Source organism: Methylobacterium sp. Leaf85, assembly GCF_001422125.1.
Taxonomy (GTDB): domain Bacteria; phylum Pseudomonadota; class Alphaproteobacteria; order Rhizobiales; family Beijerinckiaceae; genus Methylobacterium; species Methylobacterium bullatum.
In genome coordinates this window covers 214441-227859 of sequence record NZ_LMME01000030.1, presented here as the reverse complement: position 1 = coordinate 227859, position 13419 = coordinate 214441, and the positions used below count along the sequence as shown (strand labels likewise).

Below are 13419 nucleotides of genomic sequence, written 5' to 3'. Positions count from 1 at the left end.
TGTGGCGGTGTTTACGGGCGTCGCATGGCGGTGGTTTTGCTGCAGCGATGGCGCCCATTCCGGGCAAAATCTCCAACTTCGGACGATCGTGGATTCCCAAGACCAAGCCGACGCTCCGCAACGCGGCCTCCTCTCCCTGCCGCGCACGATCTGGCGCGGCATCGGCCAGCGCGCCTCCTCGAGCCTGACGCGTCGGATCGTCGTCCTCAACCTCGTCGGGTTGATCGCCCTCCTGTTCGGCTTCCTCTACCTGAACCAGTTCCGGCAGGGACTGATCCAGGCGCGGGTGCAGAGCCTGCTGATCCAGGGCGAGATCATCGCCGGAGCGATCTCCTCCTCGGCCTCGGTGGACACCGACGCGATCCGCATCGATCCCGACAAGCTGCTCCAATTGCAGGCCGGAGAAGGCGGTGCGGGCGACGACACCCCCTCTCCGCTCACCTTTTCCCTCAACCCCGAGCGGGTGGCGCCGCTCCTGCGCCGTCTCATCACGCCCACCGGCAACCGCGCGCGGGTCTACGACCAGGATGGCGGCCTGCTGTTCGACACCCGCACGCTCTCGGCCCGCGGCGAGATGGGCCGCAGCGACGGCATCGTCGTGCGGAGCAAGCACAACTTCCTCGAACAGGCCTGGGAGTTCGTCCAGGCCAAGCTGTTCGGCACCGCCCGCACGTCGGTCCTGGAAGAGGTCGGCCCGGCGAGCGGCCACAGCCTGAAGGAAGTCCAGGTCGCCCTCGGCGGCGCTCGCGGCACCCTGGTCCGCCGCAACGAGGCCGGGGAGACAAACGTCTCCGTGGCGGTCCCGATCCTGCGGTCGGGGGCGGTCCGCGGCGCGCTGATGCTCTCGACCCAAGGCGGCGACATCGACCGGGTCATCGCCTCCGAGCGGTTCGGCCTGCTCCAGGTCTTCCTCATCGCCGCCTCCGTGATGCTGGTCCTGTCGATCCTGCTGGCCGGGGCCATCGCCGGCCCGGTGCGCCGCCTCGCGGATGCCGCCGAGAAGGTCCGCCTCGGCATCAAGTCGCGCGAGGAGATCCCCGATTTCACCGGCAGGACCGACGAGATCGGCCACCTGTCAGGTGCCCTGCGCGACATGACCCAGGCCCTCTATCGGCGCATCGACGCCATCGAGAGCTTCGCCGCCGATGTCAGCCACGAGCTGAAGAACCCCCTCACGTCCCTGCGCAGCGCCGTGGAGACGCTCCCCCTCGCCAAGTCCGACGATTCCCGTTCGCGCCTGCTCGCCATCATCCAGCACGACGTGAAGCGCCTCGACCGCCTCATCAGCGACATCTCCGACGCCTCGCGCCTCGATGCGGAGCTCGCCCGCGCCGAGGCGCGCAAGGTGGACCTGCACAAGCTGATGACGACGGTGGTCTCCGTCGCCAACGAGCGACGGCGCCCGAAGGACGCGCTCATCCAGTTCGACGTGGACACGCCGCCCGGCGACGTGGAGGCGCCCTTCATGATCTTCGGGCATGACAGCCGGCTCGGACAGGTCGTCAACAACCTCCTCGACAACGCCCGCTCGTTCTCACCCCCCGATGCCAAGGTGCGGGTGGCCCTGCGCCGGGTCCGCGCCGAGGTGGAACTGATCGTCGAGGACGAGGGCCCCGGCATCCCCGAACACGCCCTGGAGCGGATCTTCGAGCGCTTCTACACCGACCGGCCGGAGCAGGGGTTCGGCCAGAATTCCGGCCTCGGCCTGTCGATCTCGCGCCAGATCGTCCAGGCCCATCGCGGCACGATCAGGGCCGCGAACCGCCCCGGACCCGCTGACGAGAACGGCGAGGCGACGGTGCGCGGCGCACGGTTCGTCGTGCGCCTCCCCGCGGCGTCCCGCTAGGCGCGCCGGCCCGTGGAGCGGCCCCCTCCCGCATCGGCCCTCACGGTCCACGCCACCTGCCTGGTCCTGGGTGAAGCCGGCATCCTCATCAGGGGCGAATCCGGCGCCGGCAAATCGTCCCTGGCCCTCGCTCTCCTCGACCGGGCGCGGCAGGAGGGCGGCTACGGCGCGCTGGTGGGCGACGACCGTATCGGGCTCACCCCCCATCACGGACGCGTGGTCGCTCGCGGCCACCCCGCCCTTCACGGGTTGATCGAGATCCGGGGCATGGGGCTCGTCCGGGCATCGCCGCTGGCCGATGCGGCCGTCATCCGCCTCGTTGTCGATCTCGTCGGGACGCTGCCGCGACTGCCCGACACGCCCATGGATTCGGTCGATGTCCTTGGCGTCGCGATTCGCCGGATCATGCTGGACCGCAACATCCGCGACCGCGCGTTGGCGCCGGGTCTCGTGCTCTGTGCTCTCATCCCCAGTGCGAGCGTTGCCCCACGGACGCACCTCCGCACCGTCTCATGCGAATTCGGCTCTCCCATATAGCGTGGCGCCCACCCACATGACATGATCCTGGGGCTAGGAGACGCAAAACGTCACTCTCGTCTTGCGTCCGACCTTGCGCTGCACAAAATGGCGGCTCCCACTGGGTGTCGGAACACGCGTCTATGATTGGAATGGTGCTCGTCACCCACGGGCTGCTCGCCACCGAGTTCAAGGCTGCCCTTGAACACGTGGTCGGTCCGCAAAAGCAGATCGAGACGATCACGATCGGCCCCGACGACGATATGGAGCTTCGCAGGCTCGACATCGTCTCAGCCGTGGACCGGGTCGATACCGGCAAGGGCGTCGTCGTGCTCACCGACATGTTCGGCGGCACGCCCTCCAATCTCGCCTTGTCCTGCATGAATGGCGGGACCGTGGAGGTGGTGGCCGGAATCAACCTTCCGATGCTGATCAAGCTCGCCAGCGTGCGCGATGCCGAGCCCCTGGGGGATGCGGTGCTCCATGCCCAGGAGGCGGGCCGGAAGTACATCAACGTCGCCTCGCGCGTCCTCGCCGGCAAATAACACGTCCGCGAGACGAACGGACTTTCCCAAACATCCTCTGTCGGCTTATCAGCCAAGCGTGGCGATTTCGCGCGGCGTTGTCCCGGCTCGGCCGTGCCATCACTGGACGAGGATCGGGCCGGGCTCACCGTTGGCGCGCCGGGCACAGGGACGGGACAGGGACGGCACAGGCCCATGAGCGACGCTTACGACGACGACGATGTCGAGCCCGAGATCACGGTCCCGGAGGGCGGCCATTTGAGGATCCTTCCGGTCATCAACCGGCGCGGCCTGCACGCGCGGGCCTCGGCCAAGTTCGTGCAGACGGTGGAGAAGTTCGAGGCCGCGGTGACCGTCACACGCTCGGGCGAGACCGTGGGCGGACGCTCGATCATGGGCCTGCTCACCCTCGGCGCGGCACAGGGCACCTCTATCGCCGTGGTGGCCTCTGGCAGCGACGCCGAAGCCTGCCTCCAAGCCATCACCGACCTCCTCGCCAACAAGTTCGGCGAGGACGAATAGGCCGGGAGCGGCCTTCGATATCCGAAGCTTATGGGGTGGTCAGGCCGCCCGCGTCTCGGCTTGCCGCCATACGATCGAGCCCGGACCGGCGCCGAGGCGCAGGACCGCGGCGACGATGACGCCATCCTTGCGCGCGAAGTCGACGCTGGTCTGGCGCCTCTGGGCGAAGCGCCGCGTCACCACCCTGACCATGGACGAGGCGGACGGATCCCGCACGATCGGGTTTCCGGACACCCGCGCATCGAACGAGAGATAGGTCTCGACGGCATCGCGGATGCGGAAGGGCTCGGTGATGCGCTCGATCTCGACGCCATCACGGGTCCACGGTCCGGCAAGCCGCACGCCCACGCGATCCCGCGCCGGCACGACCTGGGCATCGGACGCATCCGAAAGAAGGACCGTCTCCTCCGGTGCGGGCACGGCGGGGGGCGGTATCATGATCAGCGTCGAGCGGGGATGGACCGCCTTGACCGCCGCACGCAACGCGCCCTCGACCTCATCGAGGAACCCGGGCTCGATGGTGGGCGCGACGACCGGACCGGGCGGGTACCAGCCCTGTGCCCGGCCATTGCCCCACAGGCCGTGCGGCATGGACAGGGGAATGACGCCGCGCAGGCGTGCGAGCTCGCCCTGGCCGCTCCATGCGAAGGCGAAGACGAGATCGCGACCGCCGGATTGGTGCACGGCCGCGGTGAGCAGGTAGTCCGGGTCGGCGTAGATCGGTTCCGGCCAGCGGATACGGGTGAGGAGCGCGCGCCACGCGTCGATCTCCACCGGCTCCACCACGTTGGGCCGCCTTAAGACGATGCGACACTCCTCCGCGTCGACACCCGTCCCGATTCGCCCCGCTTCGACGAACCGGCCACCCTCGATGATGCTCAGCCCCTGTCTCATTCGGCGATTCCGCTACCGATGTGTTCCGAAATGGAGCATCATCCTCGGCCATAAGGCCAAGCATGGTATATAGAATCAAAATGAATGCCGCCCAGCTATTCTCGAAATAGGACGGCCTCTGCCGAAGAGACCGGTGAACTAGCCCCCGGGGATCGCCAGCGGATTGGCCGTCAGCGCGGCGGCATCGGGCGCATCGATCCTCGGACGCCCCAGAAAGGCATCCCACAGGCCGGTGACGAAGGCCGGATCGAGATCGCGCACGATCAGGACGAGGCGAGAGCGGTGATCGTCGTCGGGCCATGCGGCGAGCTGGACCGGCATATGGATCACGTGCTGGACGCCGTGGACCACCACGGGACGATCCGGTTCGTCGGCGAGCGCCACCAGCCCCTTCAGGCGCAGGAGCTTCGGGCCGTGGCCGGACCGCAGGAGATCGAGGAACATCTCGAGAGCGGCCCGCTTCACCGGCACGTCGCTGGTGAGGGTGAAGGCCCGGATCGCGGCGTCGTGCCGGTTCACGTCGTGATGGTGGTGGCCGTGATGATGATCGTGGTCCGGGAAGGCCTCGGCGCCGAGCCAGGCGCGGACATCCGCGCTCTTGCCGTCCAGACCGAAGAACCCGCCGAGAAGCTCGGCCGGCGCCACGTCGGGACCATGAATGGGCGCCGTGGGATTGAGAACCCGGAGGCGGTCGCGCAGGGCGTCGCTTCCCGTGTCGACGAGATCCTCCTTCGCCAGCACGATCCTGTCGGCCACGGCGGCCTGGCGCACGGCCTCGGGATGAGCGTCGAGGGTGGATGCGCCGTTGACCGCGTCCACCACGGTGACGACGGCCTGCAGCCGGTACCGCAGGGCGAGATAGGGATGGTAGATCAGCGCGTGGAGGATCGGGGCCGGGTCTGCGAGGCCCGTCGTCTCGATGACGACTCGCCGGAACGGCGTGATGCGGCCGTTGTCGCGCTTGCGCAGCAGATCTTCGAGGGTGGCGATGAGGTCGCCGCGCACGGTGCAGCACAGGCACCCGGCGCCGAGCAGGATCATGTCCTCGTCCACCGTCTCGATCAGCAGGTGATCGAGGCCGATCTCGCCGAACTCGTTGACGATGACCACGGTGTCCGACAGGGCCGGATCGCGCAGCATCCGGTTGAGGAGCGTGGTCTTGCCGGCTCCGAGGAAGCCGGTGAGCACCGTGAGCGGGATAGGCTCCGGACGACGGGGATCGTCGTTGGGAGACGTGGGCGGGGAGGGATTGGGCATGGAACCGGCCTACCCCGCCGCCGCCGCCGGCTCAATCCTCGGCGGATCGCGCAGCGGAGGTCTTGCCGGTGCCTGATGCCTTGGCGGCGCTTTTTGAAGACTTGGCCGCAGGCTTGGCCGTGGACTTGTCCGCAGCCTTCGCCGAAGGCTTTTCCGGGGACTTGTGGGCCGGCTTCGTCGCGGCTTTCGCAGCGGGCTTCTTGCCGGCATCGGCTTTGGCTGAGGATTTCGCGCCGCCCGCGATCACGGGCGTCGTCTCCACCGGAGCATAGGCGCTGGCTGTGGCCGGCACGGCGCCCTTGCCGTTCGCGGCCGGCTTGGCGAGCCTCGATGCCTCGCGCTTGGCGTTCGCGGCCTCGAGCTTCGCCTTGCGGGCCTCCGCGATCTTGGCGGCGCGTTCCGCCTTCTCGGCCTCGGCCTGCTCGTTCAGGGCGATGGCGCCTTCGGCCGGATCGCGGCCGATCCAGACCAGGATCGGCTGCAGGGGCGCGCGCGGTGGCAGGGCACGGCCCTTCAGGGAGCCGTTGTTGAGGGTGGCGAAAGCGAGCGCCGAGCCCACGGGCGCGGCGGCGGCGAGGATCGAGGCATTCTCGCTGCCGGCCTGCGAGGCGATGGGACCGGGGCCTTCGTCGACCGGCAGGGCCTTGCGCTTGTCGCAGATATAGGGGCGCAGGTCCGGCGGCTCGGAAATGGCGGAAGCGGGCAGGGAATCGATGGTCTGCGCGGTCCATCCCGCCGATTGGCCAAAGCCGTAATCGAACAGGTCGGACGCTTTGAGGTCGCGCTCGCGGGCGCTCGGCTGGCCCATGACGATGGTGATGAGACGGCGGCCGTTGCGGGTGGCGCTGGCCACCACGTTGAAACCGCCCGAACAGATGAAGCCGGTCTTCATGCCGTCGGCCCCGGCATAGCGGCCGAGCAGGCCGTTATGGTTGGCCATGATCGACTTGCCGAACTGGATCGCGCTGATCGAGAACAGGGCGCGGTTGTCTGGAAAGTCGCGGATCAGTGCCCGGCCGAGCACCGCCATGTCGCGGGCCGAGGTCCATTGCCGGGCGTCCGGAAGGCCGTTGGGATTGGTCCAGCGGCTTTCGCGCATGCCGATCCGGGCGGCGGTCTCGTTCATGAGGGCGGCGAAGCCTTCGACCGAGCCGCCGAGATTCTCGCCGATCGCCCAGGCGACATCGTTGGCCGACTTGACCATGATGATCTTCAGGGCGTTGTCGAGGGTCAGCTGCGTGCCCGGCCTGAAGCCCATCTTCGAGGGTGGCTCGGCGGCGGCGGCGGGCGAGATGGTGATGAGGGTGTCGAGCGAGACCTTGCCCTGCCGCACCATGTCGAGAGCGACGTAGGCGGTCATCAGCTTGGTGATGGAGGCGGGGAACCACGGGTCGGTGGCGCCCTGAGCGTAGATGACCTTGCCGGAATCGACCTCGACCACGAGGATCGGCGCCGTCACCGCGCCGGCCGCACCCGCTCCGAGCAATCCCGCGGCCGTGGCGAGACCAAGAACGAGGCGGCGCAACAATCGGTTCGACATCAGGCCCGTCTCGAAAGGGAACGCCCCGACGCCATCATGGTCGGTCCGTCCGAAGAAAAATAGCGCAACGGCCGAGCTTTGGCGAGGGATGCCAGCCTTCGGCCATCCCTGCGAGAGGGCTCGGCGCGAATGCCCATCAACGCCGTCTCCATGGCGAGACCATGGCGATGCGGCCGAACGATTGGTGCGATGCACAGGTCCGGACGGGCGGACGTTGCCGCGCGCGCATGGTTGCGTTGGGCTCCGCGCCATGGCCTCGGAGCGAGGAGGCGTCTATGGGCTGTCCCATCGCGTCGCGATGTCGGAGGCAGGCCGTTGCCCCGCGCGGGACGGGGTCTTCCGGGGAGATCGGCTGAGAGAGCGATGGGCTACGCGGTCAAGGAACTGTTCCACACCCTCCAGGGTGAAGGAGCCCAGGCGGGCCGGGCCGCGGTGTTCTGCCGGTTTTCCGGCTGCAATCTCTGGTCCGGCCGCGAGGAAGACCGCGCCACGGCCGCCTGCACGTTCTGCGATACGGATTTCATCGGCATGGACGGCGAGGGCGGCGGGCGCTTTTCGACGCCGGAGGCGCTCGCCGACGCCATCGCCGCCACCTGGGAGGGCGGCGCCACGCATCATTACGTGGTCTTCACCGGCGGCGAGCCGCTGCTGCAGCTCGACCCCGCACTGATCGCGGCGGTGCACGCGCGCGGCTTCGAGATCGCGGTGGAGACCAACGGTACCCTGGCGGCCCCCGAGGGGATCGACTGGATCTGCGTGAGCCCGAAGGCCGGCAATGCCCTGGTCCAGACCACCGGGCACGAGTTGAAGCTCGTCTACCCCCAGGACGACGCGCGTCCCGAGCGCTTCGCCGCCCTCGACTTCCGCCACCACTGGCTCCAGCCCATGGACGGGCCCGACCGCCTTGCCCATACCCGAGCGGCGGTGGAGTATTGCCGCCGCGACGCGCGCTGGCGGCTCTCGCTGCAAACCCACAAGATCATCGGTATCCCGTGACCCCCTTCCGTGACCTTGTGCCGGTCAGTTCGGCGCGCGGAGAACCTCAGAGTCGACTGTCATGAAGATCACCCAGGCCTTCACCTTCGAGGCGGCGCATCGCCTGCCCAACGTGCCAGAGACGCATCGCTGCCACCGGATGCACGGGCATTCCTACCGGGTCGAGCTGACGATCTCCGGCGCCGTGGATCCGGCGACGGGCTGGGTGGTGGACTTCTTCGAGGTGGAGCACGCCTTCGCGCCGATCCTGGCCCAGCTCGACCATTACTGCCTCAACGAGGTCGAGGGGCTGGAGAACCCCACCGCCGAGCATATCGCGGCCTGGATCTGGCAGCGGACGAAGCCCGCCCTGCCCGGCCTGTCCTCGGTCAAGGTGATGGAGACGCCGATGTCCTGGGCCGAATACGAAGGCGAAGCCTGACCATGAGCGACGACGGCGCCCTGGTCCTGTTCTCGGGCGGACAGGATTCCACCACCTGCCTCGCCTGGGCGCTGGAGCGCTTCCCCCGGGTGGAGACCCTGGGCTTCGACTACAACCAGCGCCACCGGGTCGAGCTCGACGGGCGGGCGCCCTTGCGTGAGACCATGGCGGCCATGAACCCGGCCTGGTTCCGGCGTCTGGGCCGCGACCACACCATCGCCCTCGATGCCCTGGGCAAGGTCTCCGAGACCGCGCTCACCCGCAGCACCGAGATCGCCTTCGAGGCGGGCGGCCTGCCCAACACCTTCGTGCCCGGCCGCAACATCATCTTCCTGACCTTCGCCGCGGCACTGGCCTACCGCCGGTCGCTGGGCCACATCGTCGGCGGCATGTGCGAGACGGATTACTCCGGTTATCCCGATTGCCGGGACGATACGATCAAGGCGCTCCAGGTGGCGCTGAACCTCGGCATGGACCGCCGCTTCGTCCTCCACACGCCGCTCATGTGGATCGACAAGGCCGAGACATGGAAGATGGCCAAGGACCTCGGCGGCCAGCCACTGGTGGACCTCATCGTCGAGGACACCCACACCTGCTACCTCGGCACACGTGGGGAACGCCACGCTTGGGGCTACGGCTGCGGCACCTGCCCCGCCTGCGACCTGCGGGCGAAGGGCCATGCGAAGTTCGTGGCCGAGGCGGTGACGGAGTAGGGTGGGCGCCTGCGCCGTCGCGGACAGCGGGACCCCCTTCGCCGTGCCGGGCTCCCCACGCCATTTCTTTCGCGAGACGATTAGCGACATCCGTCCTGTTTCAGGACTGGATTCAGGTGCAGCTCAAATATTCAATGATTAGATCATAGAAGTCGTGGGATAATTGACAGCCGATTCTTCATCGGCGAAAAGGATCAGGCGCCATTGCACGACCGGAGGGTGCCGTGCTGGAAATCATATTTTGGATCTCTGCCTTTGTTTCGATTTTTGGTAGCATAGGATTGATCGTTATATTCTTATGGCCTGAAAAGCGGCAGCATATCGAGTGGGACGACAATTCTATCGATTGAATGAAAACCATAAGAATGCTTGTCCCGGAGGATGGATCTTCGGGACAAGCACATCGATTCGGATGCCCGATTTCGTCGAATGGGTCTCGGTTCCAAGCGGACGCGTTGGTCGAGTGCGCCTGGGGCGCGATGTCCGCCTCGGTGACATCGGCCCATAGGATATCGCTGGTATTGCCCGTATCCTCGCTGGGCGAGTTGGTGACCGGCCCGCCGGCGGATCGGCTTGGCGAATGCGTCGACAATCATCCCTCGTCGCCCCGGATTGCCGGAGGTTACCGGGCGCCCTTGGCGCCCAGGACCGCCGAGACCGTTCCCATCAGGATGTAGAGGTCGAGCCACGGCGACCAGTTGCGGATATAGTAGGTGTCCTGGCTGCGTTGGACGTGGAGATCGCCGTCGCTTCTCGACGAGATCTGCCAAAGGCCGGTCAGGCCGGGCGGCACGCTGGTGCGAAGCGCACGGAAATCGGGATCGAACCCGTCCATGTGATAGGCCGGAAACGGCCTCGGACCGACGAGGCTCATGTCGCCGCACAGGACGTTCCAGAGCTGGGGCAGCTCGTCCAGGCTCGTGCGCCGGATGAAATGCCCGACCTTCGGCAGGATTCGCGGATCGGCGGAGAGCTTGAAGAAGCGCTGCCATTCCTCGCGGGCCGCCGGGCAGGATTCGAGGTGGGCGTGCAGCCGGCGCTCCGCGTCGGAATACATCGTCCGCAACTTCAGGACCCGGATCGGACGTCCATGCCGCCCGACGCGGATCTGGACATAGAACGGGCTGCCCGGATCGAGGCTGCGGATCGTTACGGCGAGGATCGCGATCACCGGAATGGCCACGATCAGGCCGAGGCCTGCGAAGGTGCAGTCGATCACGCGCTTGAGGGCGAGGTTGCGCGGCCGGTACAGTTCGCGCCGGATCTCGAGGCCGATGGCGCTGCCGAGGGGTTGCACCTGCACCCACATGTTCTGCAACTCGTGGATCTGCTGGGCGAGGACCGTGCGTGGAGCGGGAGCCCCGCCCACCCCCTTGCCGTCATACAGGGCGAGGGTGGCGCAGGACGAGAACAGCAGCACCTCCACCGGCACCGCCGGCATCTCGTCGATCATGCCGAGGATGGGCAGTCCCTCTATCCGCACCGGCTCCTGCCCGCGCTCGGCGAGGAAGCCCACCGGCCGAAACCCGAGTTCCGGCTGGGCGAGGAGCGTGTCGGCCAGGCTGCGCCCGGCGGTGTCGGTCCCCACGATCACGGTGAGAGCCCCCCAGAGCCTCCACCGGATCAGGGCGCTTCGCAGCGCGGATTCGCCATAGAAGCCGATCACCACCAGGAGCGCCGATACCACCGCGATCTCGGCAACGCCCCGCGCCGACGGCCCCTGAGCGCTCACCACCAGCAGGCAACTGATCGCGTAGATGCAGACCCCGAGGACGCGCAATCGCAACCGCTCCGGGGGGCTCGGCCCATAGCTGGAATAGAGCCCGAACACCGCCAGGATGAGCACGACGCCGACAGGGGGAATCGGCACCGGGGTGGAGGGTCCCAACCAATCCGTCAGTGGCGGCCAGCCGGTCAGCAGCCAGGGCACGACGCCGGCAATGCCCGAGAAGAACAGGTCCCCCCCGACCAGAACCGTCGTGACGATGGCCCGCCGCCGTCCGGGCCGGAGTTCGACCTCCACCGGTTTGATCCGCTCGACCGCAGGGCCCGCGAGAATGATGCTGTCGGTGGTGCTCATGGGAAGCCATTCCGAAAGTTCGAGGCCATACCGGCCCTGGAACGAGAGAAGGCGGGACACCGCGGCCACGGGGGCGAGGCCCGGCACGGCCCGGGAGCGGGAATCACCCGGGCCGATGAGGCGGCGGGGCCGGCATCGCCGGGGAGGCCCCACCCCTGATGCGGGAGGCGAACCAGGTCCTGAGAAGCTGCCCGGCAGCGAGCAGCAGGAACAGGGGGACGATCTTCATGTAGCGGGCGAAGAGCCGTTTCGGTTCGCTCACGAGGCGGAACAGCCATTCGAGGCCTCGCTTCTGCATCCAGACCGGGGCCTGCCGCTTGGTGCCCGCCAGGAAATCGAAGGCTGCCCCGACGCCGATCATGACCGGCGCATCGATGCGTCCGAGATGGGAGGCCATCCAGTTTTCCTGCTTGGGGGTACTGAGGCCGACCCAGACGATGTCCGGCCGCGCGGCATTGATCTGTGCCACCACCGCCTCGTCCTCCTCCCGCGACAGGCTCCGGAACGGAGGGCAGCAGGTGCCGACCACGGACAGTCCCGGATTTGCATTCCGGAGGCTGGCGCTCAGCGCCTCGGCCACACCGGGCGCTCCGCCGTAGTAGAAATGGCGATAACCGCGGGCCGGCGACAGGCGCGTGATCGCGCGCATCAGGTCGGGGCCATAGACCCGCTCGGTCGAAGTGTGGCCAAGGAGCCGCGACATCCAGACGAGGGGCATGCCGTCCGGCGTCACGAGATCCGCCGCGTTGTGGATCGCGAGCAAGTGCGGATCGCTTCTGCTCTCGATCACCCCATGGGCTCCGGTGATGCAGACGTAATGCGGCTTGCCCGAGCGGACGAAGGCATCAATGGCCGCAATGGCGTCCGCGAAGGTGATGGCGCTGACGTCGAGCCCGAGAATCTCGGCGCGCGGCAGTTCCCAGCCCCCGGCAGGGGCGGGTGAAGCCCCCGCCGTTTCCGCGCCCGTCAGCTCGACCGCGTGGCGGCGGCGGGTTTCCGGGCGCACGGATCGCGCCCAGCGATTGAGATCGGCGCCACTCGGCGTGAGATCGTCGGTCATCCCGCGACCTGCGTCAGGGGTTCGGAGCGGGCCAGTTCGCGCAGGGCATGAATCGGCGAGCCCTTCTGGATGAGCCGCGCTTCGAAATACGCGATCGTCCGCACCAGACCGGTGTCGAGATCGACCCGGGGCGACCATCTCAGTTTCTCCCGGGCGCGGGAGATGTCGGGGCAGCGCCGCCTCGGGTCGTCCTGGGGCAAGGGCCGGCATTCGATCGTCGAGCGCGAGTTGCAGAGTTGCACGATGCGTTCGGCCAGGGCGAGGACGTTGATCTCGGACGGGTTGCCGAGGTTGACCACGTCGCCGGGCTCCTCCTCCACCGCCATCAGCCGGAGCAAGCCTTCGACGAGATCGTCCACGTAGCAGAACGACCGGGTCTGGGAGCCGTCGCCGTAGATCGTGATCGGCTGATGCGTCAGCGCCTGGACGATGAAGTTCGAAATCACCCGGCCGTCCTGCGGATGCATGTTCGGCCCGTAGGTATTGAAGATCCGCGCCACGCGCACCGACATCCGATGCTGGCGGCGGTAGTCGTGGAACAGCGTCTCGGCGCAGCGCTTGCCCTCGTCGTAGCAGGCGCGCGGCCCGACGATGCTGACATGGCCGCAGTAGCTCTCGGGCTGCGGGTGAACGTCCGGATCGCCATAGACCTCGCTGGTCGAGGCCTGGAGGATGCGGGCGTGGAGGCGCTTGGACAGGCCGAGCATGTTGATCGCCCCCATCACGCTGGTCTTCGTCGTCTGGACGGGGTCCCGCTGATAGTGAACCGGAGAGGCCGGGCAGGCGAGATTGTAGATCTCGTCGACCTCCACGTAGAGCGGGAACGTCACGTCGTGGCGAAGGAGCTCGAAGGATTGGTGTGTGAGCAGCTTATCCAGGTTCGAGCGCGCACCTGTCAGGAAATTGTCGACGCAGAGAACTTCGTTTCCCTGCTTGATCAGCCGTCCACAGAGATGAGACCCGATGAACCCGGCCCCACCCGTTACGAGGATGCGCTTCATTGTCGGTGCCCCTCCGGCTCATTCCCAGGACCGACGATCGTCGCGTCCG

Annotated in this window: 13 protein-coding genes; 7 read left to right on the top strand and 6 right to left on the bottom strand. The window is 67.6% G+C overall.

All coding sequences use genetic code 11. From position 1 onward, the window contains the following. Positions 1 to 88: 88 nt before the first annotated feature. The 4 genes from ASF08_RS15805 to ASF08_RS15790 all read left to right on the top strand — a co-directional run bounded on the left by ASF08_RS15805 (position 89) and on the right by ASF08_RS15790 (position 3408). Positions 89 to 1846: a sensor histidine kinase gene (locus ASF08_RS15805; protein WP_018046125.1), complete on the top strand. Its 1758-nt coding sequence runs from the start codon at positions 89 to 91 to the stop codon at positions 1844 to 1846. A 12-nt stretch (positions 1847 to 1858) separates the two neighbouring features. Continuing rightward, entirely contained in the window at positions 1859 to 2383 is a 525-nt protein-coding gene (locus tag ASF08_RS15800) for an HPr kinase/phosphorylase (protein WP_056146980.1), read from the top strand. 122 nt (positions 2384 to 2505) lie between these two features. Further along, positions 2506 to 2907 (top strand): PTS sugar transporter subunit IIA, encoded by a 402-nt coding sequence (locus ASF08_RS15795; RefSeq protein ID WP_026176340.1) that lies wholly within the window; start codon positions 2506 to 2508, stop codon positions 2905 to 2907. Positions 2908 to 3081: 174 nt separating this feature from the next. Next, on the top strand, positions 3082 to 3408 hold the full coding sequence (locus tag ASF08_RS15790) for an HPr family phosphocarrier protein (protein WP_018046128.1): 327 nt from the start codon (positions 3082 to 3084) through the stop codon (positions 3406 to 3408). A 39-nt stretch (positions 3409 to 3447) separates the two neighbouring features. Here ASF08_RS15790 and ASF08_RS15785 read toward each other — a convergent pair whose 3' ends face one another. From ASF08_RS15785 to ASF08_RS15775, 3 genes are all read right to left on the bottom strand, one after another. Further along, positions 3448 to 4302 (bottom strand): hypothetical protein, encoded by an 855-nt coding sequence (locus ASF08_RS15785; RefSeq protein ID WP_056146978.1) that lies wholly within the window; start codon positions 4300 to 4302, stop codon positions 3448 to 3450. A gap of 138 nt (positions 4303 to 4440) precedes the next feature. Further along, the gene (locus tag ASF08_RS15780; RefSeq protein ID WP_056146976.1) at positions 4441 to 5559 is read right to left on the bottom strand and encodes a CobW family GTP-binding protein; all 1119 of its coding nucleotides are present in this window, start codon (positions 5557 to 5559) and stop codon (positions 4441 to 4443) included. A 31-nt stretch (positions 5560 to 5590) separates the two neighbouring features. Further along, positions 5591 to 7099, bottom strand: a complete 1509-nt coding sequence (locus tag ASF08_RS15775) for a D-alanyl-D-alanine carboxypeptidase family protein (RefSeq protein ID WP_056146974.1) — start codon at positions 7097 to 7099, stop codon at positions 5591 to 5593. 363 nt (positions 7100 to 7462) lie between these two features. Between ASF08_RS15775 and queE the strand changes: the two genes are divergently transcribed. From queE to queC, 3 genes are all read left to right on the top strand, one after another. Next, positions 7463 to 8095: a 7-carboxy-7-deazaguanine synthase gene (gene queE, locus ASF08_RS15770; protein WP_056146971.1), complete on the top strand. Its 633-nt coding sequence runs from the start codon at positions 7463 to 7465 to the stop codon at positions 8093 to 8095. A gap of 61 nt (positions 8096 to 8156) precedes the next feature. Then, entirely contained in the window at positions 8157 to 8516 is a 360-nt protein-coding gene (gene queD, locus ASF08_RS15765) for a 6-carboxytetrahydropterin synthase QueD (RefSeq protein ID WP_056146969.1), read from the top strand. Between the two features lie 2 nt (positions 8517 to 8518). After that, positions 8519 to 9229 carry a 7-cyano-7-deazaguanine synthase QueC gene (gene queC / locus ASF08_RS15760; protein WP_018046134.1) on the top strand — a complete coding sequence of 237 codons (711 nt, stop codon included), beginning with the start codon at positions 8519 to 8521 and terminating at the stop codon, positions 9227 to 9229. 622 nt (positions 9230 to 9851) lie between these two features. Here the strand turns inward: queC and ASF08_RS15755 are convergent. The 3 genes from ASF08_RS15755 to ASF08_RS15745 all read right to left on the bottom strand — a co-directional run bounded on the left by ASF08_RS15755 (position 9852) and on the right by ASF08_RS15745 (position 13370). Next, positions 9852 to 11309: an exopolysaccharide biosynthesis polyprenyl glycosylphosphotransferase gene (locus tag ASF08_RS15755; protein WP_244474554.1), complete on the bottom strand. Its 1458-nt coding sequence runs from the start codon at positions 11307 to 11309 to the stop codon at positions 9852 to 9854. 103 nt (positions 11310 to 11412) lie between these two features. Next, entirely contained in the window at positions 11413 to 12369 is a 957-nt protein-coding gene (locus ASF08_RS15750; protein WP_156629615.1) for a WecB/TagA/CpsF family glycosyltransferase, read from the bottom strand. Continuing rightward, positions 12366 to 13370, bottom strand: coding sequence for a UDP-glucuronic acid decarboxylase family protein (locus tag ASF08_RS15745; protein ID WP_018046137.1), 1005 nt, complete (start codon positions 13368 to 13370; stop codon positions 12366 to 12368). Before ASF08_RS15745 ends, ASF08_RS15750 begins: the two co-directional genes overlap by 4 nt. Positions 13371 to 13419 lie beyond the last annotated feature (49 nt).

Excerpts from the sequence above, each read along its gene's own strand:
- ASF08_RS15755 (WP_244474554.1), bottom strand. The coding sequence starts at position 11,309 with ATGAGCACCACCGACAGCATCATTCTCGCGGGCCCTGCGGTCGAGCGG.
- ASF08_RS15750 (WP_156629615.1), bottom strand. The coding sequence starts at position 12,369 with ATGACCGACGATCTCACGCCGAGTGGCGCCGATCTCAATCGCTGGGCG.
- queC (WP_018046134.1), top strand. The coding sequence starts at position 8,519 with ATGAGCGACGACGGCGCCCTGGTCCTGTTCTCGGGCGGACAGGATTCC.
- ASF08_RS15780 (WP_056146976.1), bottom strand. The coding sequence starts at position 5,559 with ATGCCCAATCCCTCCCCGCCCACGTCTCCCAACGACGATCCCCGTCGT.
- queE (WP_056146971.1), top strand. The coding sequence starts at position 7,463 with ATGGGCTACGCGGTCAAGGAACTGTTCCACACCCTCCAGGGTGAAGGA.
- queD (WP_056146969.1), top strand. The coding sequence starts at position 8,157 with ATGAAGATCACCCAGGCCTTCACCTTCGAGGCGGCGCATCGCCTGCCC.
- ASF08_RS15785 (WP_056146978.1), bottom strand. The coding sequence starts at position 4,302 with ATGAGACAGGGGCTGAGCATCATCGAGGGTGGCCGGTTCGTCGAAGCG.
- ASF08_RS15795 (WP_026176340.1), top strand. The coding sequence starts at position 2,506 with ATGATTGGAATGGTGCTCGTCACCCACGGGCTGCTCGCCACCGAGTTC.
- ASF08_RS15775 (WP_056146974.1), bottom strand. The coding sequence starts at position 7,099 with ATGTCGAACCGATTGTTGCGCCGCCTCGTTCTTGGTCTCGCCACGGCC.
- ASF08_RS15790 (WP_018046128.1), top strand. The coding sequence starts at position 3,082 with ATGAGCGACGCTTACGACGACGACGATGTCGAGCCCGAGATCACGGTC.
- ASF08_RS15745 (WP_018046137.1), bottom strand. The coding sequence starts at position 13,370 with ATGAAGCGCATCCTCGTAACGGGTGGGGCCGGGTTCATCGGGTCTCAT.